This is a genomic window from Enterobacter cloacae complex sp. IR53030, from assembly GCF_049238365.1.
Lineage (GTDB): Bacteria > Pseudomonadota > Gammaproteobacteria > Enterobacterales > Enterobacteriaceae > Enterobacter > Enterobacter kobei.
In genome coordinates, this window is the sequence record NZ_JBMKHA010000028.1 from 31,011 (window position 1) to 54,297 (window position 23,287).

Annotated in this window: 27 protein-coding genes and 3 pseudogenes; 7 read left to right on the plus strand and 23 right to left on the minus strand. The window is 56.0% G+C overall.

The window, feature by feature from the left end; all coding sequences use genetic code 11:
- The first annotated feature begins 2 nt into the window (after window positions 1–2).
- Together ACOTXR_RS21985 and ACOTXR_RS21990 are read left to right on the plus strand one after the other, a co-directional pair.
- Window positions 3–1,418 (plus strand): DNA cytosine methyltransferase, encoded by a 1,416-nt coding sequence (locus tag ACOTXR_RS21985; protein WP_058691050.1) that lies wholly within the window; start codon window positions 3–5, stop codon window positions 1,416–1,418.
- Window positions 1,399–1,890, plus strand: a complete 492-nt coding sequence (locus ACOTXR_RS21990; RefSeq protein ID WP_058691049.1) for a very short patch repair endonuclease — start codon at window positions 1,399–1,401, stop codon at window positions 1,888–1,890. Before ACOTXR_RS21985 ends, ACOTXR_RS21990 begins: the two co-directional genes overlap by 20 nt.
- Here ACOTXR_RS21990 and yedA read toward each other — a convergent pair.
- Window positions 1,862–2,776 carry a drug/metabolite exporter YedA gene (gene yedA, locus ACOTXR_RS21995; protein WP_045281542.1) on the minus strand — a complete coding sequence of 305 codons (915 nt, stop codon included), beginning with the start codon at window positions 2,774–2,776 and terminating at the stop codon, window positions 1,862–1,864. The two genes, ACOTXR_RS21990 and yedA, sit on opposite strands and share 29 nt — an antisense overlap.
- Before the next feature lie 175 nt (window positions 2,777–2,951).
- Here yedA and ACOTXR_RS22000 point away from each other — a divergent pair, with 175 nt between their 5' ends.
- The 3 genes from ACOTXR_RS22000 to dgcQ all read left to right on the plus strand — a co-directional run bounded on the left by ACOTXR_RS22000 (window position 2,952) and on the right by dgcQ (window position 5,901).
- Window positions 2,952–3,866 carry a DUF808 domain-containing protein gene (locus tag ACOTXR_RS22000; protein ID WP_349675070.1) on the plus strand — a complete coding sequence of 305 codons (915 nt, stop codon included), beginning with the start codon at window positions 2,952–2,954 and terminating at the stop codon, window positions 3,864–3,866.
- Between the two features lie 78 nt (window positions 3,867–3,944).
- The gene (locus ACOTXR_RS22005) at window positions 3,945–4,127 is read left to right on the plus strand and encodes a YodC family protein (RefSeq protein ID WP_008500307.1); all 183 of its coding nucleotides are present in this window, start codon (window positions 3,945–3,947) and stop codon (window positions 4,125–4,127) included.
- A 73-nt stretch (window positions 4,128–4,200) separates the two neighbouring features.
- On the plus strand, window positions 4,201–5,901 hold the full coding sequence (gene dgcQ, locus ACOTXR_RS22010; protein ID WP_058691048.1) for a cellulose biosynthesis regulator diguanylate cyclase DgcQ: 1,701 nt from the start codon (window positions 4,201–4,203) through the stop codon (window positions 5,899–5,901).
- Here dgcQ and ACOTXR_RS22015 read toward each other — a convergent pair.
- On the minus strand, window positions 5,886–6,686 hold the full coding sequence (locus ACOTXR_RS22015; RefSeq protein ID WP_058691047.1) for a mannosyl-3-phosphoglycerate phosphatase-related protein: 801 nt from the start codon (window positions 6,684–6,686) through the stop codon (window positions 5,886–5,888). The genes dgcQ and ACOTXR_RS22015 overlap by 16 nt on opposite strands.
- A gap of 301 nt (window positions 6,687–6,987) precedes the next feature.
- The gene (gene yodD / locus ACOTXR_RS22020) at window positions 6,988–7,215 is read right to left on the minus strand and encodes a YodD family peroxide/acid resistance protein (RefSeq protein ID WP_014884403.1); all 228 of its coding nucleotides are present in this window, start codon (window positions 7,213–7,215) and stop codon (window positions 6,988–6,990) included.
- Between the two features lie 129 nt (window positions 7,216–7,344).
- Between yodD and dsrB the strand changes: the two genes are divergently transcribed.
- The gene (dsrB, locus tag ACOTXR_RS22025) at window positions 7,345–7,533 is read left to right on the plus strand and encodes a protein DsrB (RefSeq protein ID WP_013097741.1); all 189 of its coding nucleotides are present in this window, start codon (window positions 7,345–7,347) and stop codon (window positions 7,531–7,533) included.
- A gap of 102 nt (window positions 7,534–7,635) precedes the next feature.
- Here the strand turns inward: dsrB and rcsA are convergent, their stop codons facing one another.
- From rcsA to fliF, 14 genes and pseudogenes are all read right to left on the minus strand, one after another.
- Window positions 7,636–8,259, minus strand: a complete 624-nt coding sequence (gene rcsA / locus ACOTXR_RS22030; RefSeq protein WP_008500313.1) for a transcriptional regulator RcsA — start codon at window positions 8,257–8,259, stop codon at window positions 7,636–7,638.
- A 278-nt stretch (window positions 8,260–8,537) separates the two neighbouring features.
- Window positions 8,538–9,339, minus strand: a pseudogene (fliR, locus tag ACOTXR_RS22035) (flagellar biosynthetic protein FliR).
- 7 nt (window positions 9,340–9,346) lie between these two features.
- Window positions 9,347–9,616, minus strand: coding sequence for a flagellar biosynthesis protein FliQ (fliQ, locus tag ACOTXR_RS22040; protein ID WP_008500315.1), 270 nt, complete (start codon window positions 9,614–9,616; stop codon window positions 9,347–9,349).
- Between the two features lie 9 nt (window positions 9,617–9,625).
- Window positions 9,626–10,363, minus strand: a complete 738-nt coding sequence (fliP, locus tag ACOTXR_RS22045; protein ID WP_014884401.1) for a flagellar type III secretion system pore protein FliP — start codon at window positions 10,361–10,363, stop codon at window positions 9,626–9,628.
- On the minus strand, window positions 10,363–10,737 hold the full coding sequence (gene fliO / locus ACOTXR_RS22050) for a flagellar biosynthetic protein FliO (protein WP_014884400.1): 375 nt from the start codon (window positions 10,735–10,737) through the stop codon (window positions 10,363–10,365). The genes fliP and fliO overlap by 1 nt, the downstream gene beginning before the upstream one ends.
- Before the next feature lie 2 nt (window positions 10,738–10,739).
- Complete coding sequence (gene fliN, locus ACOTXR_RS22055; protein ID WP_014884399.1) at window positions 10,740–11,153, minus strand: flagellar motor switch protein FliN; 414 nt, start codon at window positions 11,151–11,153, stop codon at window positions 10,740–10,742.
- A complete protein-coding gene (gene fliM, locus ACOTXR_RS22060; protein WP_421767116.1) occupies window positions 11,150–12,154 on the minus strand; it encodes a flagellar motor switch protein FliM in 1,005 nt (334 codons plus the stop codon). The genes fliN and fliM overlap by 4 nt, the downstream gene beginning before the upstream one ends.
- Before the next feature lie 4 nt (window positions 12,155–12,158).
- Window positions 12,159–12,629 carry a flagellar basal body-associated protein FliL gene (gene fliL / locus ACOTXR_RS22065; protein ID WP_014884397.1) on the minus strand — a complete coding sequence of 157 codons (471 nt, stop codon included), beginning with the start codon at window positions 12,627–12,629 and terminating at the stop codon, window positions 12,159–12,161.
- 106 nt (window positions 12,630–12,735) lie between these two features.
- Window positions 12,736–13,965 carry a flagellar hook length control protein FliK gene (gene fliK, locus ACOTXR_RS22070; RefSeq protein ID WP_023337481.1) on the minus strand — a complete coding sequence of 410 codons (1,230 nt, stop codon included), beginning with the start codon at window positions 13,963–13,965 and terminating at the stop codon, window positions 12,736–12,738.
- Window positions 13,962–14,405 (minus strand): flagellar export protein FliJ, encoded by a 444-nt coding sequence (fliJ, locus tag ACOTXR_RS22075; protein ID WP_014884395.1) that lies wholly within the window; start codon window positions 14,403–14,405, stop codon window positions 13,962–13,964. The genes fliK and fliJ overlap by 4 nt, the downstream gene beginning before the upstream one ends.
- A 21-nt stretch (window positions 14,406–14,426) precedes the next feature.
- A complete protein-coding gene (gene fliI, locus ACOTXR_RS22080; RefSeq protein ID WP_014884394.1) occupies window positions 14,427–15,797 on the minus strand; it encodes a flagellar protein export ATPase FliI in 1,371 nt (456 codons plus the stop codon).
- Window positions 15,797–16,504 carry a flagellar assembly protein FliH gene (gene fliH / locus ACOTXR_RS22085; protein WP_058691015.1) on the minus strand — a complete coding sequence of 236 codons (708 nt, stop codon included), beginning with the start codon at window positions 16,502–16,504 and terminating at the stop codon, window positions 15,797–15,799. The genes fliI and fliH overlap by 1 nt, the downstream gene beginning before the upstream one ends.
- Window positions 16,497–17,495: a flagellar motor switch protein FliG gene (gene fliG / locus ACOTXR_RS22090; RefSeq protein ID WP_008500327.1), complete on the minus strand. Its 999-nt coding sequence runs from the start codon at window positions 17,493–17,495 to the stop codon at window positions 16,497–16,499. Before fliG ends, fliH begins: the two co-directional genes overlap by 8 nt.
- Window positions 17,488–19,167, minus strand: coding sequence for a flagellar basal-body MS-ring/collar protein FliF (fliF, locus tag ACOTXR_RS22095; protein WP_014884392.1), 1,680 nt, complete (start codon window positions 19,165–19,167; stop codon window positions 17,488–17,490). Before fliF ends, fliG begins: the two co-directional genes overlap by 8 nt.
- Before the next feature lie 228 nt (window positions 19,168–19,395).
- Between fliF and fliE the strand changes: the two genes are divergently transcribed.
- Complete coding sequence (gene fliE, locus ACOTXR_RS22100) at window positions 19,396–19,710, plus strand: flagellar hook-basal body complex protein FliE (RefSeq protein WP_014884391.1); 315 nt, start codon at window positions 19,396–19,398, stop codon at window positions 19,708–19,710.
- A gap of 26 nt (window positions 19,711–19,736) precedes the next feature.
- On the opposite strand, the gene ACOTXR_RS22105 is transcribed toward fliE, so the two are convergent.
- From ACOTXR_RS22105 to ACOTXR_RS22130, 6 genes and pseudogenes are all read right to left on the minus strand, one after another.
- Window positions 19,737–21,032, minus strand: coding sequence for a tyrosine-type recombinase/integrase (locus ACOTXR_RS22105; RefSeq protein ID WP_200923622.1), 1,296 nt, complete (start codon window positions 21,030–21,032; stop codon window positions 19,737–19,739).
- A gap of 45 nt (window positions 21,033–21,077) precedes the next feature.
- Window positions 21,078–21,323 carry an excisionase family protein gene (locus ACOTXR_RS22110; protein ID WP_014070846.1) on the minus strand — a complete coding sequence of 82 codons (246 nt, stop codon included), beginning with the start codon at window positions 21,321–21,323 and terminating at the stop codon, window positions 21,078–21,080.
- A gap of 60 nt (window positions 21,324–21,383) precedes the next feature.
- Window positions 21,384–21,812, minus strand: a pseudogene (locus tag ACOTXR_RS22115) (recombinase RecT); the annotation flags it as partial.
- Between the two features lie 9 nt (window positions 21,813–21,821).
- On the minus strand, window positions 21,822–22,106 hold the full coding sequence (gene gamL, locus ACOTXR_RS22120; RefSeq protein WP_222834583.1) for a host nuclease inhibitor GamL: 285 nt from the start codon (window positions 22,104–22,106) through the stop codon (window positions 21,822–21,824).
- A gap of 7 nt (window positions 22,107–22,113) precedes the next feature.
- Window positions 22,114–23,085, minus strand: coding sequence for a hypothetical protein (locus ACOTXR_RS22125; RefSeq protein WP_222834582.1), 972 nt, complete (start codon window positions 23,083–23,085; stop codon window positions 22,114–22,116).
- 70 nt (window positions 23,086–23,155) lie between these two features.
- Window positions 23,156–23,287 (minus strand): annotated as a pseudogene (locus ACOTXR_RS22130) (cell division protein FtsZ); the annotation flags it as partial.

A 23,287-nucleotide genomic window follows, 5' to 3' on the forward strand; every position in this document is an offset into this window, starting at 1 on the left:
CAGTGACAGGGCCCGCGCCAGAGCAGGCTGAGAAATCAACGGCAACGGTGCAGGCATTACTGCGCCAGCTGCTGGATATTTATGATGTCAAAACGCTGGCGAACCAGCTGATAGCGCACGGTGAGAGCCACTGGAGCCCGGCCATCCTTAAGCGACTGCTGACCAGCGAGCGGGCAGGGCGCCGCCTGAGCGACGGTGAGTTTCGTTATCTGCAAAACCTGCTTCCGCGTCCCTCTGCCGCGCACCCGGACTATGCATTCCGCTTTATCGATCTGTTCGCCGGTATCGGTGGGATCCGGCACGGTTTTGAAGCCATCGGCGGTCAGTGCGTGTTTACCAGCGAGTGGAACAAACATGCGGTACGCACCTATAAAGCGAACTGGTACTGCGATCCGCACGAACATCACTTCAACGCCGATATCCGTGATGTCACCCTGAGCCATAAAAGCGGCGTCACGGATGAACAGGCCGCCGGGCATATTCGTCAGACGATCCCGGCGCACGACGTGCTGCTGGCTGGCTTCCCCTGCCAGCCTTTCTCGCTGGCCGGCGTATCGAAAAAGAATGCCCTCGGACGCGCCCACGGTTTCGCCTGCGATACGCAGGGAACGCTGTTTTTTGATGTGGCCCGCATCATTGACGCCCGCCGTCCGGCCATTTTTGTGCTGGAAAACGTCAAAAACTTAAAGAGCCATGACGGCGGAAAAACTTTCCGCATTATTATGCAAACCCTGGATGAGCTGGGTTACGACGTGGCCGATTCTGAGGATATGGGCGCGGATGACCCAAAAATCATTGACGGGAAACATTTCCTGCCCCAGCATCGCGAGCGCATTGTGCTGGTCGGCTTCCGCCGCGATCTCAATCTGAAGGGAGATTTTACCCTGCGGGATATCCCGTCTCTGTATCCCGAGCGTCGTCCAACCGTCGCCGACCTGCTGGAGCCTGTGGTCGACGCGAAATTTATCCTTACGCCCGTTCTGTGGAAATACCTCTACCGCTATGCCAAAAAGCATCAGGCAAAAGGCAACGGCTTCGGATTTGGCATGGTTAATCCTCACGATCCGCACAGCGTGACCCGCACCTTGTCCGCCCGTTATTATAAAGACGGCGCGGAAATCCTGATCGACAGAGGCTGGGATAAAGCGCTGGGCGAGAGGGATTTCGACGATCCGCAAAACCAGCTCCACCGTCCACGACGCCTCACGCCACGGGAATGTGCCCGGCTGATGGGCTTTGAAACGCCCCAAGGCTACAGTTTCCGTATTCCGGTGTCGGACACTCAGGCATACCGTCAGTTTGGTAACTCGGTGGTGGTGCCCGCCTTTACGGCGGTGGCAAAACTGCTGGCCTCACGTATCCGGCAGGCGGCGGCACTCCGCCAGAGTGAGGCCGTCAGTGACGGACGTTCACGATAAGGCAACGCGCAGCAAAAACATGCGTGCCATCGGCACGCGTGATACCGTCATTGAAAAGCGTCTGGCCGGGCTGTTGACGCAGGCGGGGTTTGATTTCCGCGTGCAGGATGCCGCGCTGGCGGGGCGACCGGATTTCGTCATCGACGCGTATCAGTGCATTATCTTTACCCACGGCTGTTTCTGGCATCATCACGACTGTTACCTGTTTAAAGTTCCGGCAACGCGCACCGATTTCTGGCTGGAGAAGATTGGCAAGAACGTTGCGCGCGACGCGCGGGATCTCACCACGCTTATCGCGCAGGGCTGGCGCGTGCTGATCGTCTGGGAGTGTGCGCTGAGAGGGCGGCTAAAACTGAACGATGCCGATCTGCGCGAACGGCTGGAAGAGTGGATCTGCGGCGGCGGACACACCGCGCAGATCGACACACAGGGGATCCACGCGCTTACGGTTTCTCCACCCCGCAAGGCGTAATCACGGGCTTCGCCGGCAGTAAATATTTGCCCAGCGTCACCAGCACGACGGCAAAAACAATCACCCCTAATGCTAACCACTCAACCGGAGAGAGCGTTTCCCCGCCGAGCCCGGTACCGAGCAGCACGGCCACGACCGGGTTGACGTAGGCATAGCTGGTGGCAACCGCCGGAGAGACATTGCGGATCAGGAACATGTAGGCATTGATTGCAATGAGCGAACCAAACAGCGCCAGATACCCGACCGCCAGGAAGCCCGACAGATCCGGCATGGTCGTCAGCCTTTCCCCCGTCAGCATGGAGGCAATCAGAAGCACGATCCCCGCGGCAAGCATCTCAATCGCCCCCGCCATCATGCCGGTTGGCAGTTCGATACGCGAACCGTATACCGAACCAAACGCCCAGCTCATTGAGCCGATAAGAATAATGACCGCGCCCCACGGATTGCCGCTCAGGTTACCGCCGCTGTTGAGCAGAATAATGCCCGCCAGGCCGATGCCAATCCCCAGCCATTCCAGCTTGCGGGTACGGATGCCAAAAAGACGGCTGAAGCAGAGGGTAAACAGCGGTACGGTGGCAACGACCACGGCGGCGATCCCCGACGGTACGTTCTGGTGCTCGGCAATGGTCACAAACCCATTCCCTACCGCCAATAGCAGCAGGCCAATCAGGGCGGCGTTGAGCATCGGGCGCAGCGGCGGTAGCTTATGACCGCGCAGCAGCAGAAAGGCCAGCAGCAACACGCCCGCCGAGAGGAAACGAATGCCCGCCATCATCAGCGGCGGCCAGCTTTCCACGCCGATGCGAATGACAAAGTAGGTCGAACCCCAGATGATATAAAGCGAAAAAAGTGCCCCGATGAGCGGTAGCAGTTGCCGGAAACGCATAATCCCTCACGACGAAATAAAAAGGTCGCTGATAGTAAACGCGAAAACTATCGTGCTGGCGAGCCCTTTAATTGTGTAGTTGATGTGAATTTTTTGTTGACGTGAGGTGCCTGTTTCCGCGTTTGCGCTTTTGCTCCATACTATTCACTTAATTACCAAAAAAAGAAGGATCACGATTTTGGCAGGAAGTAGCTTATTAACATTGCTGGATGATATTGCCACCTTACTGGATGATATTTCCGTGATGGGGAAACTGGCGGCGAAGAAAACCGCGGGTGTGCTGGGGGATGATTTATCGCTTAACGCTCAACAGGTGAGCGGTGTACGGGCTAACCGCGAACTGCCGGTGGTGTGGGGCGTGGCAAAAGGCTCGTTTCTGAATAAAGTGATCCTGGTGCCGCTGGCGCTGCTGATCAGTGCATTTATTCCCTGGGCCATCACGCCGTTGCTGATGATTGGCGGGGCATTTTTATGCTTTGAAGGCGTGGAGAAAGTCCTGCACTCCTTCAGCGCACGCAAGCAGAACGACACGCCGGAGATGCGCCAGCAGCGTCTGGACGCGCTGGCCGCGCAGGATCCGAAAACCTTCGAGCGCGATAAAGTCAAAGGCGCCATTCGGACCGACTTTATTCTCTCGGCAGAGATCGTCGCCATTACGTTGGGCATTGTCTCCGATGCGCCGCTGCTCAATCAGGTGTTGATCCTCTCCGGCATCGCCATTCTGGTCACCGTCGGCGTGTACGGTCTGGTCGGATTGATCGTGAAGCTGGATGATATCGGCTACTGGCTGGAGGAGAAATCAAGCGCGGTGGCAAAAGGCATCGGTAAAAGCTTACTGACGCTGGCACCGTGGTTGATGAAGAGCTTGTCGGTGGTTGGCACCCTGGCGATGTTCCTGGTGGGGGGCGGTATTGTGGTCCACGGCATTGCTCCGCTGCACCATGCGATCGAACAGTTCTCCTCGGCGCAGGGGAGCGTGGTGGCCGCTATTCTGCCGACGCTGCTTAATCTTGTTCTGGGCTTTATCGTTGGCGCTATCGTGGTGGCGGCGGTGAAACTGGTCGAGAAAATGCGCGGTTCGGCGCACTAATTGTTACCTGTTGTGGTATGCAAAAAGACTATTCCTCGTCTAAATTGAAACAGTTTCACCCTGATACAGGAGGCAGGTATGGTCTTTTTGGTCAGTGATGAAGTTAAGCCTAAGAAAGGTGGCCCACGTATGATTGTCACAGGCTATTCCAGCGGAATGGTGGAGTGTCGGTGGCACGATGGCTATAGCATCAAGCGGGAAGCATTTCGTGAAGATGAGCTTCAGCCGGGCGACGGGCAGCACAAGCGGGACAAGGCTTAATCACATAACGCCCGGCTTTGCCGGGCGTTTTTATCTCATGTACCGGGTGTAAGGCAGTAATCAGGGAGTGTGTGTGCAGCGCGATACCTTTGTTGTAAAACAATATTTTCTGCAATGGCTGCATAAGCGTAGCAATCCGGGGTTAATCGTTAATCTCTGTTTTCTTGTCGTCCTTGTCTTTTCCACCCTCCTGACCTGGCGTGAGGTGGTGGTCCTGGAGGAGGCGTATATCTCCAGCCAGCGTAACCATCTCGAAACGGTCGCCACGTCGCTGGACCGTCAGCTGCAGTACAGCGTGGACAAAATGCTGTTTTTTCGCACCAGTATGCATGATGCCTTACAGACCCCCCTGGGGTTTGATGTCCTGCGCGATGCGGTGTCTCGTTTTAGCGCCGTGCGGACGGATGAAACCTGGCAGCTGGCCGTTGATAAAAAACGCACCCTTCCCCTGAACGGCGTGTCAGATGCCTTCGTTGCAAAATCCACGCTCCTTAACCGTGATAGTGAGCGTATCAGTAATGAGATCTCTGCCGCGCTGGAAGTGGGGTATTTACTGCGCCTGGCCTCGTCGGGTGTGCAAAGTGAAGAGCGGATAATCTACGTTTCCCGCGCGGGGTTTTATCTTTCGACAGACACGCCTGATATGGCTGACGATATCAGCGCCCGCTATTACTTTCTGGTGACTCAACCCTGGTTTACCTTGCACTCAGAACGCCACAATCGCGCGCGCGCGGTGCGCTGGTTTATTTCGGCGCCGTCGCCCTGGAGCAATGGGGAGCGCACGATAACGGCGAGCGTGCCCATCTATTTTGAGCATTACTGGTATGGCGTGGTAGCGATGGATTTCTCCATACACACCATGAAACGCCTGCTGACTGAAGCGACGCAGGACCGGACGGAGGGCGAGTATCAACTGTATGACACGCGTCTGAACATGATTGCCACGTCAGAAGTGGACGGCAGTCAGGTGAACCGCTTTGACGAGGTTGAAACGGCGCAAATTGCTCACGCGATTGAGCACGACACCCGAGGCGGTATACGCCTTGGAAGCCGTTTTATTAGCTGGGAGCGACTCGATCATTTTGACGGGGTGATCTTACGCGTTCATACGTTGCACGAAGGCGTACAGGGTGACTTTGGCAGTATCAGTATTGTGCTGGCCCTGCTGTGGGCGCTCTTTACCGCCATGCTGCTTGTTTCATGGCTGGTCATCCGCAGGATGGTCAGCAATATGTACACCCTCCAGCACTCCCTGCAGTGGCAGGCCTGGCACGATCCCCTCACGCGTCTGAATAACCGCGGCGCGCTGTTTGAGCGCGCAAAAGTGATTGCGGAGAACTGTCGACAACAGGGTCAGCCGTTTACGGTGATCCAGATCGATCTTGACCATTTCAAATGCATTAATGACCAGTATGGGCATCAGGCGGGTGACAAAGTGCTGTCCCATGCCGCAGGGTTGATTACCAGCGTGCTGCGCAAAAATGACGTTGCCGGGCGCGTGGGCGGGGAAGAGTTTTGCGTGGTCCTGCCGGGGAGCAGCCTGGAAGAGGGGAGGAGGGGCGCGGAGCGCATCCGGTCACGCATCAACAGCAGGGAGATCCTGGTGAAAAAGAGCACGACTGTTCGCATTAGCGCCTCCCTGGGCGTCGCCAGCGCGCAGGAAAAAGAGAACTATGTTTTTGAACAGCTGCAGTCTGCCGCGGACGACAGGCTGTATCAGGCCAAGCAGAGCGGGCGTAACCGGGTGTGCTGGAGCGATCAGGAGAAAAAGTGATCCATCCCTTCCCGCCAGCCTAAGGGACCGCTCAGCTGCGTGTGATAAGCCCGTTCAGGGCTATCATTTTGTAGCGTAATGCCCTGGCGGTTTATGCTTTTAATCACCACGGCGAAGTCGACGCTGTCCAGCAGCGGCGCATCGTTTGGGCCATCCCCCAGCCCCAGGGTGGTGGGGACAAAATCTTCCTGCTCGCGGTACTGCGCAATCAGCCAGTTAACCGCCACGTCTTTACCGCAGCGTGCATCCAGAATGTGCCAGAAACGGGCCCCCTGTAAACATTTCAGACCCCTTTGCGCCAGCGCCTCTTCAAAGCGGACCATTGCGTCGTCGGTATCACGCCAGATGAGCGTGACAGAGGCGTCGTGTTTGCGTGCGAGCGCCGCACGGTAGCGCGTCAGCCCGGTCCATTCGCTGATGACGCGTTCGTTCACGTCATCAAACGTGACGAATTTAAAGCCTGCCTGCTGGCGGATTTGCTCAATAAGCGGATGAATTTCCCGATGCGTCATCCCTGTAATCTGGCGCAGCCCCCTCTCCCAGCGCACATCAGGCTGAATGACCGCGCCGTTCTCAGCAATAAAAGGTAACCCCTCCAGACCCAGATCCTGTTGGATATCCAGCATCTCTGCGGCACCCTTGCTGCTGCACAGAATCACCGGCACCTGATAATCCTGCAGTTTGTCCAGCCATGGCATCGCGGGTTGCCACTCGTAGGTATGAATGTCCAGAAGCGATCCATCCAGATCGGTAAAAACCAGCAGGGGACCCTGAAGTGAAAGCATGATGACTCCTGAAAGCGCATGCGCCTCTACCTAAGAATATTCTTAAAAAAATACTGAAGGGAAAACCGTCTTTATAAGACGCGATTCAGCCAAAGCCGCATTCACCGTGCGTTATTGCTCATAACAAAAATGATTATGTTAAAAATATTATATTCGCCGTAAGAATATATGCTTGTCAGACAAAATCGTTGGGGATAGTGTGGTTTGTACATCAGATTTCCTGGTGTAACGAATTTTCAAGTGCTTCTTGCATAAGCAAGTTTTGATCCCGGCCATCCCCATGACTGGGATTTTTTTCGTGCTAACGATTGGCTTCAGACACGCTAAAGTCGTGAATATCAAGCTCGAAGGCCTCCGCCAGTTCGCGGTAGGTATGGTAATCCCTCCCGTTCACCATCACCCTCTCGGAATCATCCTCTGCACGACGTACTTCGGATTCACTGATCTCATTGATGGCGGCCAGCAGGGCATCGACATCCACTTCGACTTCGCGCTTGATGGTGTCGCTATACGCTTTGTTGGTCTTCATTACGGGGTACCTCATATAAACGTGTCCACGGTTAAGTATAGACCGCACACAAAAACGGCATTCGCATCCGTCAGCGATGTCAGCGCATGCGTTTTGTTCTACACTGGCTCAAAACCAGAGGAGGAATGTATGAAGGTCAACGATCGGGTTACCGTTAAAACGGACGGTGGGCCGCGCCGCCCGGGGGTGGTACTGGCAATTGAAGAGTTCAGTGAGGGGACAATGTACCTGGTATCACTGGAAGACTACCCGCTCGGCATCTGGTTTTTTAATGAACTGGGGCATCCGGACGGCATTTTTGTCGAAAAAGCGGAGTAACACAGCGTCGGGTGGCATTGCGGTTGCCCGACAACGCCCACATAAGCAAAAATCTCTGGCCTGGCCAGAGATCAAAGGTAGGGTGCAAAGGGGTTTAAGCCACTAACGCATGTTGACGAAAATCCCGTTCGTCACATTATCGGTCAAACGTACCACGTGATAGATCACTTGCTTATTATGCGTTTTAATTTTCCTTTTAATATTTCCTTTATGTGATGAAACGGTTTTTGCTTTAATATTCATCTGGTCAGAGATCTGAATAGTTCCTTGTCCTGCCATCCACATTCGCAGCATACTTGATTCAGTCCTGCTTAATGATAGGGTGGGTAAGTTAACCGCTCCTACATTTTTAACTTCTTTATTCAAATAATCACCCAGAATGTCATCCAGCGACTCGGGCTTAATCGACTTAGAACTGATCAATAAATTTTTACGGACCAACAAATACTCATCGAAATGGATATTCGCGATCGCCATAAAAACAATAAACAGAGTTTTTGGATGCTGATTAATGATTTGCTTAATGTGCTGACTGTTGGCTGGATCGTGAATGAAACAGTCCTCATTAATAAACACCACGCCTGGTTTTAGTTCGTCACAAGCGGCTGCGAGTTCGTCAACGGTGTGTGCATCGTTGATGTCTCTCTTTCTTACCCCTCTGCTTGCCAGGTACCCGGTTAACCCTAGCCGGGTGTAGCTGCATAAATCCATAATGATCGTTGACATGGCATACCCTCACTCAATGCGTAACGATAATTCACCATCTGCCTGAGAGCTCAAAACAGCCATACGGGATGGAAAAAAATAATAAACCTGTGAGCATGACAAAGACTTTCAGGCGGACTCACTATCCCGTAAAGTTACGTATAATTTGCCAGGAATCTTCTTAAAGTAAAGTAAATATTAAGTATTGTGAGGTGGTTAGAAACAATTAAACCCCGTCAGATATATCCTGGAAGATGTTTTTCATGTTTTATTTTAGGAATATCCTCAGAAAGACAATATCAATCGTGAGGACTATTATTTACGTGGCAGCTCGCTGACAATATCTGCTAACAGATTGAATATCTCGCCGAATAAGTGTTCACAGAAGGGGGCGATAAGGGGCATCAGTAATGACATTAATAAAATTCCGACCGTCAACGTCAGCGGAAAACCGATCACAAAGATGGAGAGCTGCGGTGCCATGCGGTTCAACAGACCTAATGCCAGGTTGACGGTCAGGAGCAGGGTGATAATCGGCAACGCCAGCATCAGGCCGTTAAGGAAGATCAGCCCCGCCGCGCGGGTGAGCGCGAGAAAGGCATTGCTGTTGACCGGGTTTTCACCAATCGGCAGCGTATGAAAAGTATCCACCAGCATGGAGATAAGCCACAGATGACCGTTAAACGACAGGAACAGCAGCATGGCGAGCAGATCGATAATGCGCGCCAGCACCGGCATATTGAGGTGGCTGCCGGGGTCAACAAACGTGGCGAACGATAAGCCCATCTGCAGGCCAATCAGTTCCCCGGCCGTGCGAACGGCGGCAAAGGCGAGCTGCATGGTAAAGCCTACGGCAACGCCAATCATCACCTGCTGTAATGCCACCCACACCGCATTCGCCGAGAAGATCGGAATATCCACCGGGGGAAGGGAAGGGGCGACGATGATGGTGATGATAATGCCCAGCCCCACTTTGACACGCTTGGGGATCGATTTCTCGCTGAGAATCGGGGCGGTGGTGATCAGCGCCAGAATGCGCAGCATCGGCCAGAAATAGACGCCGAGCCACTGAACCCACTGGTCGCTGGTGAAGTGCAGCATCGTCAGGTCAGCCGATGATGTACGGCAGATTGGTAAACAGGTTGCGCATATAGTCCAGCAACAGGTTCAGCATCCACGGCCCGGCCACGATAATCGCCACGAATACGGCGATGATTTTCGGAATGAAGGACAGCGTCATTTCGTTAATCTGCGTGGCGGCCTGCAGAATACTGATAATCAGACCGGTAACCAGCGCGACAAGCAGCAGGGGAGCGGCAACGGCAATGGCGATTTTCATCGCTTCCGTGCCCATCATCATGACCGATTCGGGTGTCATTGCCGTTCCTTAACTGTAGAAACTCTGCGCCAGCGAACTGACCAGCAGCTGCCAGCCATCGACCAGTACAAAGAGCATGATCTTAAAGGGCAGGGCAATGGTTGCGGGCGGCACCATCATCATCCCGAGCGCCATCAGGACGCTGGCGATCACCAGGTCGATAATCAGGAACGGAATAAAGATGGTAAAGCCAATCTGAAACGCCGTTTTCAGCTCGCTGGTGACGTAGGCAGGCAGCAGAACGCGCATGGGTACCGCTTCCGGCCCCTGCAATTCGCCGGTATTGGACAAGCGGACAAAGAGTGCCAGATCCGCCTCGCGCGTCTGGCGCAGCATAAATTCCCGCAGCGGCTGTGCGCCTTTATCCAGCGCCTCCTGCATGGAGATTTTATCTTCGCTGAACGGCTGGTACGCGTCGGTATAAATCTTATCGATGACCGGCGACATAATGAAAAAGGTCAAAAACAGCGCCAGCCCCAGCAGCACCTGGTTTGGCGGCGCGGAAGGGGTTCCGAGCGCGTTTCGCAGCAGACCAAAGACGATAATGATGCGGGTGAAGCTGGTCATCATCAGCAGGATGGCCGGGATAAAGGTCAGCGAGGTGATGAACACCAGCGTCTGCACCGGGAGCGACCAGCTCTGACCGCCACCGGCAATGGGCGTTGAGACCAGACCGGGCAGTTGCGCATAAACCGCGGGAGCAAACAGGCCAATGCCCGCAAGCGTAAGGGATAACAAACGGCGCATCAGGATCTACCGGAACGCTTAAGCAAACTCTTCATGACGGACTGAAAATCCGCAGGGGCTTGTGCGCGCTCCTCCACCGTGACAGGGGCGGGCGGCAGTTTATGTAATACGTTGATGTTCGAGGCGGTGACACCCAAAACCAGACGCGCATCGTCCACCTCGACGATAACCACGCGTTCACGCGGCCCCAGCGTGGTGCTGGCGCTCACCTTCAGGCCGCGGGTGCCGGCGGTTTTACCCGCCAGACCAAAACGCTTCGCCAGCCAGGCGGCGATAAGAATAAAGGCAATAATACCGAACAACGCCCCGCTCACCTGGAGCAGCGGGGAACCGGGAACCGCAGACGGTTGCGATAGTGTTGCCTGGGTTTTCATACTTATCGGCTCAGACGACGCATACGTTCAGACGGGGTGATGATGTCCGTGATACGCACGCCGTATTTATCGGCAACCACCACTACTTCACCCTGGGCAATCAGATAACCGTTGATCAGAATATCCAGCGGCTCACCGGCCAGACCGTCAAGGGCCACGACGGAACCCTGCGTCAGGCGCAGCAGCTCTTTAATGGTCATCCGGGTGCGTCCCAGTTCAACGGTCAGCTTGACCGGGATGTCCATAATCAGGTCGATATCCTGCAGCGTGCCGCTGACGTCACCGCCGCCGAGTTGCTGGAATACCGCATCCGCTGCGCTTTTCGTTGGGGTCGCTTTTTGTTCGTTTAACGCGTCAGCCCACAGATCGTCCAGTGCTCCGCTGTTTTCATCGGACGGATTGTTCATGTCACTCATTTGGGCTGTTCCTCATTCAGCGAATTCAAAATCGGGTTGATCAAGTGCTCAACGCGTAACGCATACTGACCGTTAATCGTGCCGTACTGGCTTGTCAGCACGGGGACACCATCCACATGGGCAATAATGCGGTCGGGTTTGTCTATCGGCAAAACGTCGCCGGGTTGTAATTTCAGGATCTGGGATAACCGCATTGAGATGTCGGCAAAGTTAGCCACCAGCTCAAGCTGTGAGTGCTGGACCTGGCGAACCAGGTTTTCACGCCAGTTCTGATCTTCGTTGCGTGAGTTTTCCAGCGGCGGGTTAACCAGCAGCTCGCGCAGCGGTTCAATCATGCTGAACGGCAGACAGATATTGAACTCGCCGGTCAGGTTACCGATCTCAACGTGGAACGGCGTGTTGACGACGATATCGTTCGGGGAGGTGGTGATATTGGTAAATTTCACCTGCATCTCGGAACGAACGTATTCCACTTCCAGCGGGTTAATCGCTTTCCACGCGTCGCTGTAGGACTCCAGCGCCAGCTTCAGCATGCGGTTGATGACGCGCTGTTCGGTGTGGGTGAATTCACGACCTTCTACTTTGGTCGGGAAACGCCCGTCGCCGCCGAACAGGTTATCCACCGCAATGAACACCAGGCTTGGCGAAAACACGACCAGACCGGTGCCGCGCAGCGGCTTCAGATGAATCAGGTTAAGGTTGGTTGGCACCGGCAGGTTGCGGGCAAACTCGTGATACGGCTGAATGCGGATCGCACCGACCGTGATATCCGGGCTACGACGCAACAGGTTGAACAGCCCCATACGGAACTGACGTGCAAAACGTTCGTTAATGATCTCCAGCGCCTGCAGACGTTCACGAACTACGCGGCGCTGGGTAGTCGGATCATAGGGACGAATATTGTCGTCACCCGTTAGGCCCGGTTGCGGATCATCGTTTTTATCGCTGTCGCCGTTGAGCAGCGCATCGATTTCTGCCTGAGAAAGAATACTGTCGCCCATGTCGTTACCGCAGAATGAAGGCTGTATACAGAACGTCAGTGACTTCCTGCTTAGGTTGGCCGTTTACCAGCGGGGTGGCCAGCGTCTCTTTGATGGCGTCGACCAGCTTTTGCTTACCCACGTCGGTGGCCAGCGCGGAGGCGTCCTGACGAGAGAACAGCAGAAGAAGACGGCTACGCACTTCCGGAAGATAATCATTCAGGCGCGCGCGGGTGGCTTCATCCTTCAGGCGCAGCGTAATACCGACATACAGCACACGATCCGCATCACCGAGGTTAACGGTGAAGGTGTCCAGAGGGAAAAAGACCGGCGCCGGCGGCGGTGCGGGTTCGGCTTTGGCGGCAGCGGTTGAAGGTTCCTGCTGCATACGCCAGTAACTATAGCCCGCGGTAGCGCAGGCGGCGAGCGTGATCAACACCAGCAGCGGGATCCAGATGGAACGCTTACTTTTTTTGGTGATAGCGGAGTCTGTCATCTGATACGAGCTTCCTGTTTCGGTACAGCTTAATAAGGTGATTATCCCGTGTCCTGCCGTCGTCAAAGCGTGGAAAAGACGGGGATAATCACGCTACCTCTGGCGTTTAGGCGAAGATGTCTACGGCGCTGTTACCGCGCGCCGCGGATTGCAGGGCGGCAGGGGTGGGCAGTAGCTCCTCGCTCTCTTCATTAAATCCGCCGTTGTGACCGGAACGTGAAGCCTGATGCTGCTGCGATGAGGATTGCTGTTGCCCGGCAAAGCTTTCGCTGCTGACGCTGCTCTGAGAGAGCTGAATACCGTTCTCTGCCAGTGACGTCCGCAGGACAGGCAGTGCCGCTTCCAGCGCCGCGCGCACGTGGCTGTGTGCCGAGACCATCTGCAGCTGCGCCTGGTTATCATCCAGTTTAAGCGAGATTTGCACCTGGCCCAGATCTTCCGGGTGCAGGCGCAGCTCCGCAGTCTGTTGCCCCTGCTTAGTGAACAGCGTGATGTGCTGGCTCAGGGACTGCTGCCATTCGTGAGTACCCAGCGGCTGGCTTAACACCGGCGCGGTGGCAACGGTGGCGGCAGGCTGGCTGGTGGCATGACTGGACATGATCGGCGCCAGGGTAGCCGTGGGTGAGGATGATGAAGAGGAACTGGCGAATTCCTGCTTCTCTGCCGCAGCGGCCACGACCGGAGTGACTGGCGCATTGGCGGAGAGATCCGGGCCGTTGTTTTTCGCCTGACTCTGATAAGGTGCGGAAAGCTGCGCCTTATCGTGGTCTCCCGCTGCCGCGTTCAGGGGGGAGTGGCCCGCTGCGTTTGGCGAAAGCGTCGCTGAACTCAATGTTGAGGTTGCGGAAACGCCGTTACTGCCCGCCGCGTGAGGCGTGCTGGTCTGCTGGTGCGGCAGCATTGCCATCAGCGCGCTTAATCCGGCCAGCTCTTCTTCGCTCAGTTCGCTTTTGCTGTCATCCTTGCTGTTGGCCGCATTGAGCGTTTTCAGGGCATCGCCCTTTGACAGCGGCACCAGCCCGGAAATCAGGGTTTCAGGCGTGGCAAGCTGCGCCGTTTCATCGCCACTCAGGGCTGGCTGACGCGCGAGCAGGTCGGCAATTTTGGCCTGCAGCGCGGTATCGCCTTTGGCGTCCTGAGCGACTTTTGACAGCTTACTGCCAGCGGCTTTCAGGTCAGCCAAGGTCAGCGGCGCATCTTTGCCCTTGCCCGTCGCGTCCGTCAGGGCACCCGTCAGCAGGGAGAGAAAGTCTTGCGCACCGTCGGTGCCTTTCCCTGTTTGCATCCCGCCCGACAGGTCGCTGTCGCTCATCAGCAGTTGTTGCAGTGTGATCATTCCGGTTTCCTCATTGATGCGCGCTGGGCAAACTCATCCATTTTTTTCTGATCCAGACGGTTTTCCGCCAGGGTCGCGGCTGCGATCTGCCGGTCCTGTAAGGTTTGCCAGGCCTGCAGCCGCTGTTTTTTCTCACGCCAGAAATTCAGCGCGGTATCGACTTTTTGGGTCCACTGGTTAAGCTGCTGGCGGTGCTGCTCTATCGCCTTCTCCAGCGTCTGGATAAACTGCTGATAGTTAATCCACCGCTGGCTTCCAATGCCCTGGGTCATATCGGTATTGAGGTTGGTGCGATACTCATGCTGATAGTCGATTAACATCTTCAACTGTTCTTCAGCCTGCTGGCACCCGCGTCGCATTGCGCCAAGCTGCAATGCGGCATCATCGACTTCTTTTTCAGCCAGATCTTTCAGCGTTGATAACGCGCTGTTTTGCGCCATGACCTTCGCCCTCCACCTGTGTTACACCTGCGGGAAAATCAGCTCCAGAGCCTGGATTGAATCTTCCCAGTCGGCACGTTCAAAAATGCCCTGTTGTAAAAACGCCTCCAGCTGCGGCCACAGGCTAATCGCTTTGTCGAGCATAGGATCGCTGCCTTTGGCATACGCCCCCACGCTGACCAGATCGCGGTTGCGCTGGAAGCTGGAGAGGAGTTGTTTAAAGTTACGCACGCGGGCGTAATGTTTCTCGGTGATCAGCGCCGTCATTGCGCGGCTGATGGATGCTTCAATATCAATCGCCGGGTAGTGTCCGGCTTCAGCCAGACGACGCGATAACACAATATGACCGTCGAGAATGGCGCGCGCGGAGTCGGCAATCGGGTCCTGCTGGTCATCGCCTTCGGTCAGTACCGTATAAAATGCAGTGATGGAGCCACCGCCGCTGATGCCGTTCCCTGCGCGTTCAACCAGCGCAGGAAGTTTGGCAAAGACCGAAGGCGGGTAGCCTTTGGTGGCCGGTGGCTCACCGATAGCCAGCGCAATTTCACGCTGCGCCATCGCGTAGCGGGTGAGGGAGTCCATGATCAGCAGCACGTGCTTGCCGCGGTCGCGGAAATCTTCGGCAATACGGGTGGCGTAGGCGGCACCCTGCATACGCAGCAGGGGGGACACATCCGCCGGGGCGGCGATTACCACTGAACGGGCCCGGCCTTCCGCACCCAGAATGTTTTCGATGAAATCTTTGACTTCACGGCCACGTTCACCAATCAGCCCAACGACGATCACGTCGGCCTGGGTATAACGCGCCATCATGCCGAGCAGGACCGATTTACCCACGCCGGAGCCGGCGAACAGACCCATACGTTGTCCGCGTCCTACCGTGAGCAGGGCGTTAATCGGCCGTACGCCGGTATCCAGCACATGCTCGATAGGGGTACGCTGCAGGGGGTTAAACGGCTGGGTGATCAACGCCCCGGTTTCGGTGGTGTCCGGCGCGGGCAGGCCATCCAGCGGTTTCCCGCTGCCGTCGAGCACGCGGCCGAGCAGGGCCGGACCAAGCGGCAGCTGTTTCCCGCTTTGCAGGCCGTCGCCGCTGATGTTTTTCGCGTAGACGCGGGCGCCGGGGAGAATACCTTCCACCTCTTCAAGCGGCATCAGGAACAGTCGCTGACCGTTAAACCCAACCACTTCGCTTTCGACTTCACGCGTTTCCTGACCATCCTGACGCTCAATCACACAGGTTGCGCCCAGCGGAAGCTGCAGGCCGGTGGCTTCCAGTACCAGACCGGTCGCGCGCGTCAGTCGTCCATAACGACGAACGGATGGCAGTTGCGCCATCTTCGTCTCAAAGTTGTCGAGCGTGTTGAGCCAGCGGGTGAGGCGTGCGGTCATCAGACGACTCCCGGTGCCGCCAGGCGGCACAGTTCCTGCCAGCGAGTGGCGACGCTGGCATCCAGGTCACCTTCGTCGGCAGAGACTTTGCAGCCGCCGTGGTGTAACGACGGATCGCCGCGCAAACGCCAGCCGTGCAGGCTGAGGGTTGCCCCTAGACTCTCTTCAATGCGCTGCAGATCGTCCGGGTGAACGCGCAGCTGCGGTTTGCCGCTGAACAGCGGCTCTTGCTGCAAAAGCCCCTGAATCTGTTTGATCAGCGCCGTGTTATCCACCACAGGCGTCTGGCCAATGACCTGACGCGCAGCTTCCAGCGCCATCTGCATCAGACGGGACGCAATCACGCTGTCCAGCGCGTCCAGCGTGTGCTGGAACTCGCTGACCAGCTGCTGCATGCGGGCGTGGATCGGCGCCTGCTGCTGACGCGCCTGGTCGATACCGTGCTCTAATCCTTTCGCCAGACCTTCCTGATAGCCCAGATCGTGACCTTTCTGGCGGCCTTCACTCAGACCGGCAGTGTAGCCCTGCTCATGCGCCTGCATTTGCAGCTGCGCCAGCATCTGCGCTTGCTGCTCCTCCTCGCTCAGCTCGGGCTGCCCGAGGTCGACGTCAGGCTCTGCGGGTGAGACCTTCGCGGGCGTGAATTCAGAAAGGGGAGGGGCCAGATCGTCTGGCGTCCAGCGCTTCCACGACAGCTCATTAGACATAGGTGTCGTCTCCGCTGCCAATCACCATCTCGCCGGTTTCCGCCAGACGACGAACAATAAGCAGGATGGCTTTCTGTTCGTTCTCCACCTGAGACAGACGAACCGGACCGCGGTTGGCAAGGTCGTCGCGCAGGATATCCGCCGCACGCTGAGACATGTTGCGCAGGAACTTCTCGCGCAGCGGCTGTTCGGCACCTTTGAGGGCGATAAGCAGCGATTCGGAGTCCACTTCCTGGAGCAGGCGCTGGATGCTGCGATCGTCCACTTCGACCAGGTTTTCGAACAGGAACATCTCGTCGATAATTTTCTGTGCCAGCTCGCCGTCGAATTCGCGAACCGCGGTAATAACCGCTTCTTCCTGCTGCGTTTTCATCAGGTTGATGATTTCCGCCGCCGTTCTCACGCCGCCCATTTTGCTGCGCTTGAGGTTCTGACCGTCGAGCAGGTTGTTCAGTACTTCGGTCAGCTCCGCCAGCGCGGCCGGCTGGACGCCACCGAAGGTTGCGATACGCAGCATCACATCGTGACGCAGACGCTCTTCGAACAGGGCCAGAATATCGGCTGCCTGACCCCGTTTGAGGTGGACAAGGATGGTGGCGATAATCTGCGGGTGCTCGTCGCGAATAAGGTCGGCGGCACTCTGCGGCTCCATAAAGTTAAGCGTTTCGATCCCGCTGGCGGTATCGCGCGTTTCCAGAATGTCTTCCAGCAGGCTGGCGGCACGCTCTTCGCCCAGCGCTTTGACCAGGACGGAGCGCAGGTAGTCGTTGGCGTTGACGTTGAGCGCGGCAAACTGTTCGGCTTCCTGCTCAAATTCCGACAGCACTTCGGTCAGCTGTTTATTGGAGATCTGACGCACGTTGGCCATGGCCGCACTGAGGATTTGCACTTCCCGCTGGGAGAGGTGCTTAAACACCTCTGCCGCGCGGTCTTCGCCAATGGTCATCAGCAGGATGACGCTTTTATCGGTGCCTGTAAGCGTATTACTCATGTTCGTTACCCATCCACTGGCGGATGACCAGCGCCACGACGCGCGGATCGTTATCTGACATTTCGCGAATGCGCTGGCTCATCACTTCGGCGCCCATGCGCTGGTTAGCCCGACGCTGCTGCATCTGCTCATCTTTGCTGAGGCGAACTTCAACCGCTTCTTCCGTTTCCTGACGCGTAGACATCTGTTCGCGAGCGGCTTTTTCTGCTTCAGCACGACGCTGGAGCTGTGGACGAACGCCCTTACGCCACAGCAGCCACGCGACAATCAGCACCAGCAGCCAGCGTCCTGCGGACATCAGCTGGTCGATAAACGCCTGCTGTTGCCAGAACGGCAGTTCACCGCCGGTCTCTTCAACCGCGTTGAACGGCGAGTTCACCACGTTAAGGGTGTCGCCACGCTTCTCGGAGTAGCCCATTGCTTCGCGGGTCAGGTTTTCAATCTGCTTCATCTGCTCGGCGGTTAACGGCAACGGTTTGCCATCCGCCAGCGTTTTGTAGTTCACCACCACCGCAACAGAGAGACGCTGAATATCGCCCACGTTGAGTTTAGTGTGGCGGATCGTCCGATCCACTTCGTAGTTCGTGGTTTCGTTACGGCTAGTGGTGCGTGGACCGGCGTTACTGGTCGTTGAGGTGGTCTGCTGATTATTTTGCTGACCGTTCTGCTGATTGGCCGGCGGCGTGGAAATCGGTGCCGCGTTTGCCGGAGCTGGCTGGTTAGAGAGCGCACCCGGCACGCCGCCAGGGTAGGCGCCGCCCACCTGTTCGCTGGAGTTGATCTGACGCGAGCGCATCACCGCCTGAGCCGGATCGCCGTTCGGGCTGTATTGCTCTTCGGTTTGTTCTTTATTAGAGAAGTCAATCTGCGCGGTCACCTGCGCATGCACGTTGCTGTTACCGACAACCGGGCCGAGGATCGCTTCAATGCGACGCTGGAGACGGTTTTCTACGTCTGCGGCATATTTCAGCTGCGCGTCGTTCAGGTCACGCCCGGCGGTATTGGATTGGGTCAGCAGGTGTCCGCTTTGATCGACCACCGTCACGTTACCCGGTGGCAGACCGGCGACGGCGCTGGAGACGAGATGCGTCACCGCGCTGATTTGCCCTTCGTCCAGCGCGCGGCCAGGTTCGAGGTTCACGGTCACGGAAGCTGAAGGGGATTTCTGTTCACGAACAAATAAAGAAGGCTTAGGCATCGCCAGATGCACACGGGCACTCTTCACCGGGCCTAACGTTTCAATGGTGCGAGCCAGCTCACCTTCCAGCGCACGCTGGTAGTTCACCTGCTCGCTGAACTGGCTGATACCGAACTTTTCCTGATCCAGCAGTTCAAAACCGACCGCACCGCCCTTCGGCAGGCCCTGCTGAGCCAGACGCAGACGCAGCTCGTGGACCTTATCAGCAGGCACCTCAAGGGCACCGCCGTTATCGGCAAAGCGATAAGGGATGTTCATCTGGGTAAGCTGGGTGACGATGGCACCGCCATCCTGATCGGAAAGGTTGCTATAGAGCGTGCGGTAATCAGGGCTTTTTGCCCATAAAACCATCGCTACAAGGATGGCAATAGCGGCAGCGCCTGCCACGATCAACGGGATTTTAGGATTCGCGCGAAGGCGGTTCATCCACTCGAGTGATTTATTTTGCGGCGCTGTCGATGCTGTTGCACTCATTGCGCACCTCTTAAATCCTGGTGGTTTACGTTATTCGTGTAGAGAAACAAAACTGACTCCCGGGTCGGCAAACACGACAAAAGTTCCATATTGATGGCCCTGCCATTATTTGATGATTCTGGATTTTCTATGCGTCAAATAACCTGGTTTTTTCACGCTATTTACCGCCATTATCTTATTGACAAGCTGTTAGTCTTGACCGCGTAAAAAACCATCCAGGGGAGAGTCATGGCTATACAGGGCATTGAAGGGGTAATCAGTCAGTTGCAGGCAACGGCGATGACGGCCCGTAATCAGAATGTGGCAGAACAACAGCCGACCATCAGCTTTGCGGGGCAACTGCATGCCGCTCTTGACCGTATCAGCGATACCCAGACCGCGGCGCGTACCCAGGCGGAGAAATTCACCCTCGGTGAGCCGGGCGTGGCGCTGAATGATGTGATGGCCGATTTGCAGAAAGCCACGGTTTCCCTCCAGATGGGGATTCAGGTGCGGAATAAACTGGTGTCGGCTTATCAGGAAGTGATGGGCATGCAGGTTTAGGTTGCCTAACCTAATGATATTTATAATTAATAACTATCCGATCCCACGACGTGGGGCATGGATGGGGCAAACTCACTTAATTTCTGGTTGAGGATGAGTACCTGGTCCTTGTTATTTTCAGCCATCCAGGATCCGTACACCCGATAAACCATTTGGGCGTCGGTATGGCCCATTTGCTTCGCGATGAAGTTCGGGTTAGCACCGGCAGCCAAAGACCAGCATGCATACGTGTGTCGGGACTGATATGCTCTGCGATAGCGAATCCCGGCGCGTCGCATTGCCGCTTCCCACGACTGGTTAATCGACCCCACTGCGTAATGATGCCCGGCACGGCCATTACGTGATGCGATCTGCGGGTTGAACACGAACGTGCACGGATGCACATCAGTGCGGCCATACTCGCGCAGTTTCACCTCAACCTGATACTGCTTACCCAGGCGTGTTAATTCGGCCTGGCTATTCAGCACGTCAATCGCCGGCTGAATGAGGTTAATGATGCGGTCCGTTCCGGCCTCCGTTTTCGGAAGGGTGAACTCCTTCGTTAACGTGTGGTTCCGGCGGATCATCATCGTACCCGCTTTCAGGTCGATATCTTCCCAGGCCAGCGACACAAGTTCGCCGTGGCGCACGCCGGTGTAGACGGCAAGAGACCACATGTTTTTCAGTTGCTGGTGGGCGCAGGCGTTAATCATCCTGACAAACTCCTCACGCGTCAGCGGGTCAGGTTCGCAGCGCGACCGCTTAAGCATGGCGATCCCGGTGAACGGGTTCACCCTGACATACCCGCTGTCAGCAGCAAACTTAAACATCCCGCCCATTATCTTCATGTAGTTGTTGACCGTTCTGACCGAGCGGCCTTTAACCGGAGTTTTCTGCCCAGCTTTCAGGGTGTGATAACCGGTCAGCAATTCCTTTCTGATAAACAGCAGATCTTCCTGCGTCACCGCAGATACAAGCCTGTCCCCGCCAATCCTGGGCACCATATTGCGCGCTATAGACGCATAGCGTGACATAGCGTTGGTGCTGATCTCCATGCGCTTCAGTTCAAGCCACTTGGTCGCCAGCTCCAGCACGGTGATTTCCTTGCTCTCCACCCCAAACCTTTTCAGGTTAGGCGAGTCTGGGAATTGCGCTGCATAGTTGAAGTTGCCGGTCTTAATCGAAAAGCACACCGACGCGCGCAGCTCGCCAGCGACCTTTCTGTTTTTTGGTGTATCCGGCACGCCGAGGCTTTCACGCACCCGGCTGCCTTTATAGATGAACCATATGCGGAGCGTTCCGCCATGATTCTCCACGCCTGTTGGGTATGCTGACTTAGCCATTATTCCCTCCTGACGTCCAAGAGCCCGCTAAGCATAAACGGATCTTCATTGGCGCGCACCCGGCTGTTTCTTTGACATGCTCTCAACCCACTGGTCGACAGCTTTACGGTTGTACATGCATTCGCTGTTTTTCTTCGGCACGCCGTCCGGTGAGACGTGAAGATATTCCCGTCCTACCATCCAGCATTTTTTTCGGGCCCGCTCGATAGTGCCCGGGCGAAGGCCGGTAATCTCGACGAGCTTTTCTTCTGTTACCCAGTCGTTGGGAACGATTAAGGTCATTTCGCTCATGGGTGTCTCCAGGCAAAAAAGAACCCGACGCGGGGCCGGGCAAAAGGGATACGCGCCTACGATGTCACCGCGCTGCTCTTCGGTATCAAAATCGTTGTAGATATGGATCGGGGGCTTATCGAGCCCTTCGCGGCGGAACTGGTCGTTTCTGCGAACAATTGCTGACTGACACCACTTAATGGCGCCAGACTGCTGTGCAATGTGCATCAGGCCCATGTAACTGATGTCGAGGCAAATAGCCCCTTTACGCGGAACCAGGTAAGCCAACTTCTGAGATGGGTTGAGCGAAATGCCGATAGCCGCAACGTTGATGATCGCGTTCTGCGTGCTGGTCTGGTTCTGGAATGCAACTTTGGCGAGGTAGTCGTTGTTCTGAAATAGTTGGATGGCGAACTGGCTTTCCTTCGCCCACACCATCCGCTCGTCAGTTGCCGCCTTAATGAAAAGCGACTCCTGTTGTTTGACGAAATCAACAATGGTTAAGCTCATAATCACTCCTTAGAACGGGCAGCCGGTACGGTGTTCCCAGTCGTATTCCGCCTGGGCGTAAGCAACTGCCGAAATGAAATCGTTGTAGGCCTCGCCAGCTTTATCGCTGCGAAGCCCTTCGTATGGGCTGGAGTCAATCGGGATCGTGAAGTGGAAGAGGTCGGAAGGCTCTTTCGGCATCATGTCGATGATTTGCTGTGCCCGGTAGTCGACCCACTTCTCTTTCTCTTCGGTGAGCTGCTGATCAACCCAGCGCCGATCTTCGATGCGGTCGTAAGTGAGGAATGCGTTCATGGTTGCCTCAGTAGTGGATTTTCGCGCATGGCACCAGGTCATCTTTCAGAGCGGTAAGCACTTCGATAGCCTGTTCGCGGGTTAAGCTGGTGTGGCTGGTGAGTGCGTTAACGATGTTGGTGCCGACTGTCTTGCGGTGCTTCACGTCAGCTTCACGCTTTGCCTGTTCGTAGGCGATTCGCTTCTCTTCCTCCAGGCGGGCTTCTTCTGCCTGTTTTGCTTTCAGCCGCTCAGCTTCAACTGCTGCAGCTTTTTCACGCTCTGCCCGTGCTTCAGCTTCCTGCTTCTCACGTGCCGCACGCTGTTCCGCTTCGATGCGCTGACGTTCAGCCTGCTCTGCACGTGCTTTCTCTTCAGCTTCACGGCGCGCTGCAGCTTCTATCTCTGCTTTGTGCTTCGCTTCGGCATCGCGGCGGGCTTGTTCTGCCGCTTCGCGCTTAATGCGTTCTTCGTGCTCACGCTGAGCCTGTTCCGCCAGGCGGCGCTGCTCTTCGCGGTCACGGTCAAACTTGTCATTCATCAGCAGAGCCATTTCGTGGTCTGCCTCGATCTGCGCGGCGCGCTGACGGTCGAACTCTTCGTTCATCACCAGCGCTTCGGCGTGCATCGCGTTCATGGCTTCTTCAGCCTTGATGCGTTCCTGCTCGGCTTCCCATTCAGTGAGTGGGCGCCGGGTCGCATCGCGCAGCTCGTCACAGGCATCAACGAATCGCTTAATTTCGGCCTCAGCGGGACGCACAGCCTCTTTCAGACGCTTCAGGTACTCACGGCCCGGCTTTTCGATTGCCGTCTTGCTGCGGGATACCTGCGCCGCCAGAGAGGCGACACGGTCACGGCCTTTCTTCGTGGACAGGTCCGGCACTTCGTTTACTGCCTGGCGGATTTGCTCGAGATAAGCATCAAGGCCGCCCGCTACGTAAAGCACTGGCGCCTGTTCCGGCTTGATTTCGATGACAGTTAAGTCCGTTACTTCGCTCATGGTTTCTCCTGAAATTTGGATGTGCAGATCCCGCCCGCTTAATGCCAGGCCGATCGGTTGAATATGGGGGTTAGTGCTGGATAGGGTTGCCGTGACCGTCCAGAAGGACGTCAATCACGCAGTCACTGAGTCGGATGATTTCTGCATCGGTGTGCAGATACACCCATTTGCGCTCCTGAATGACTGCTGAGACGCGATAGGT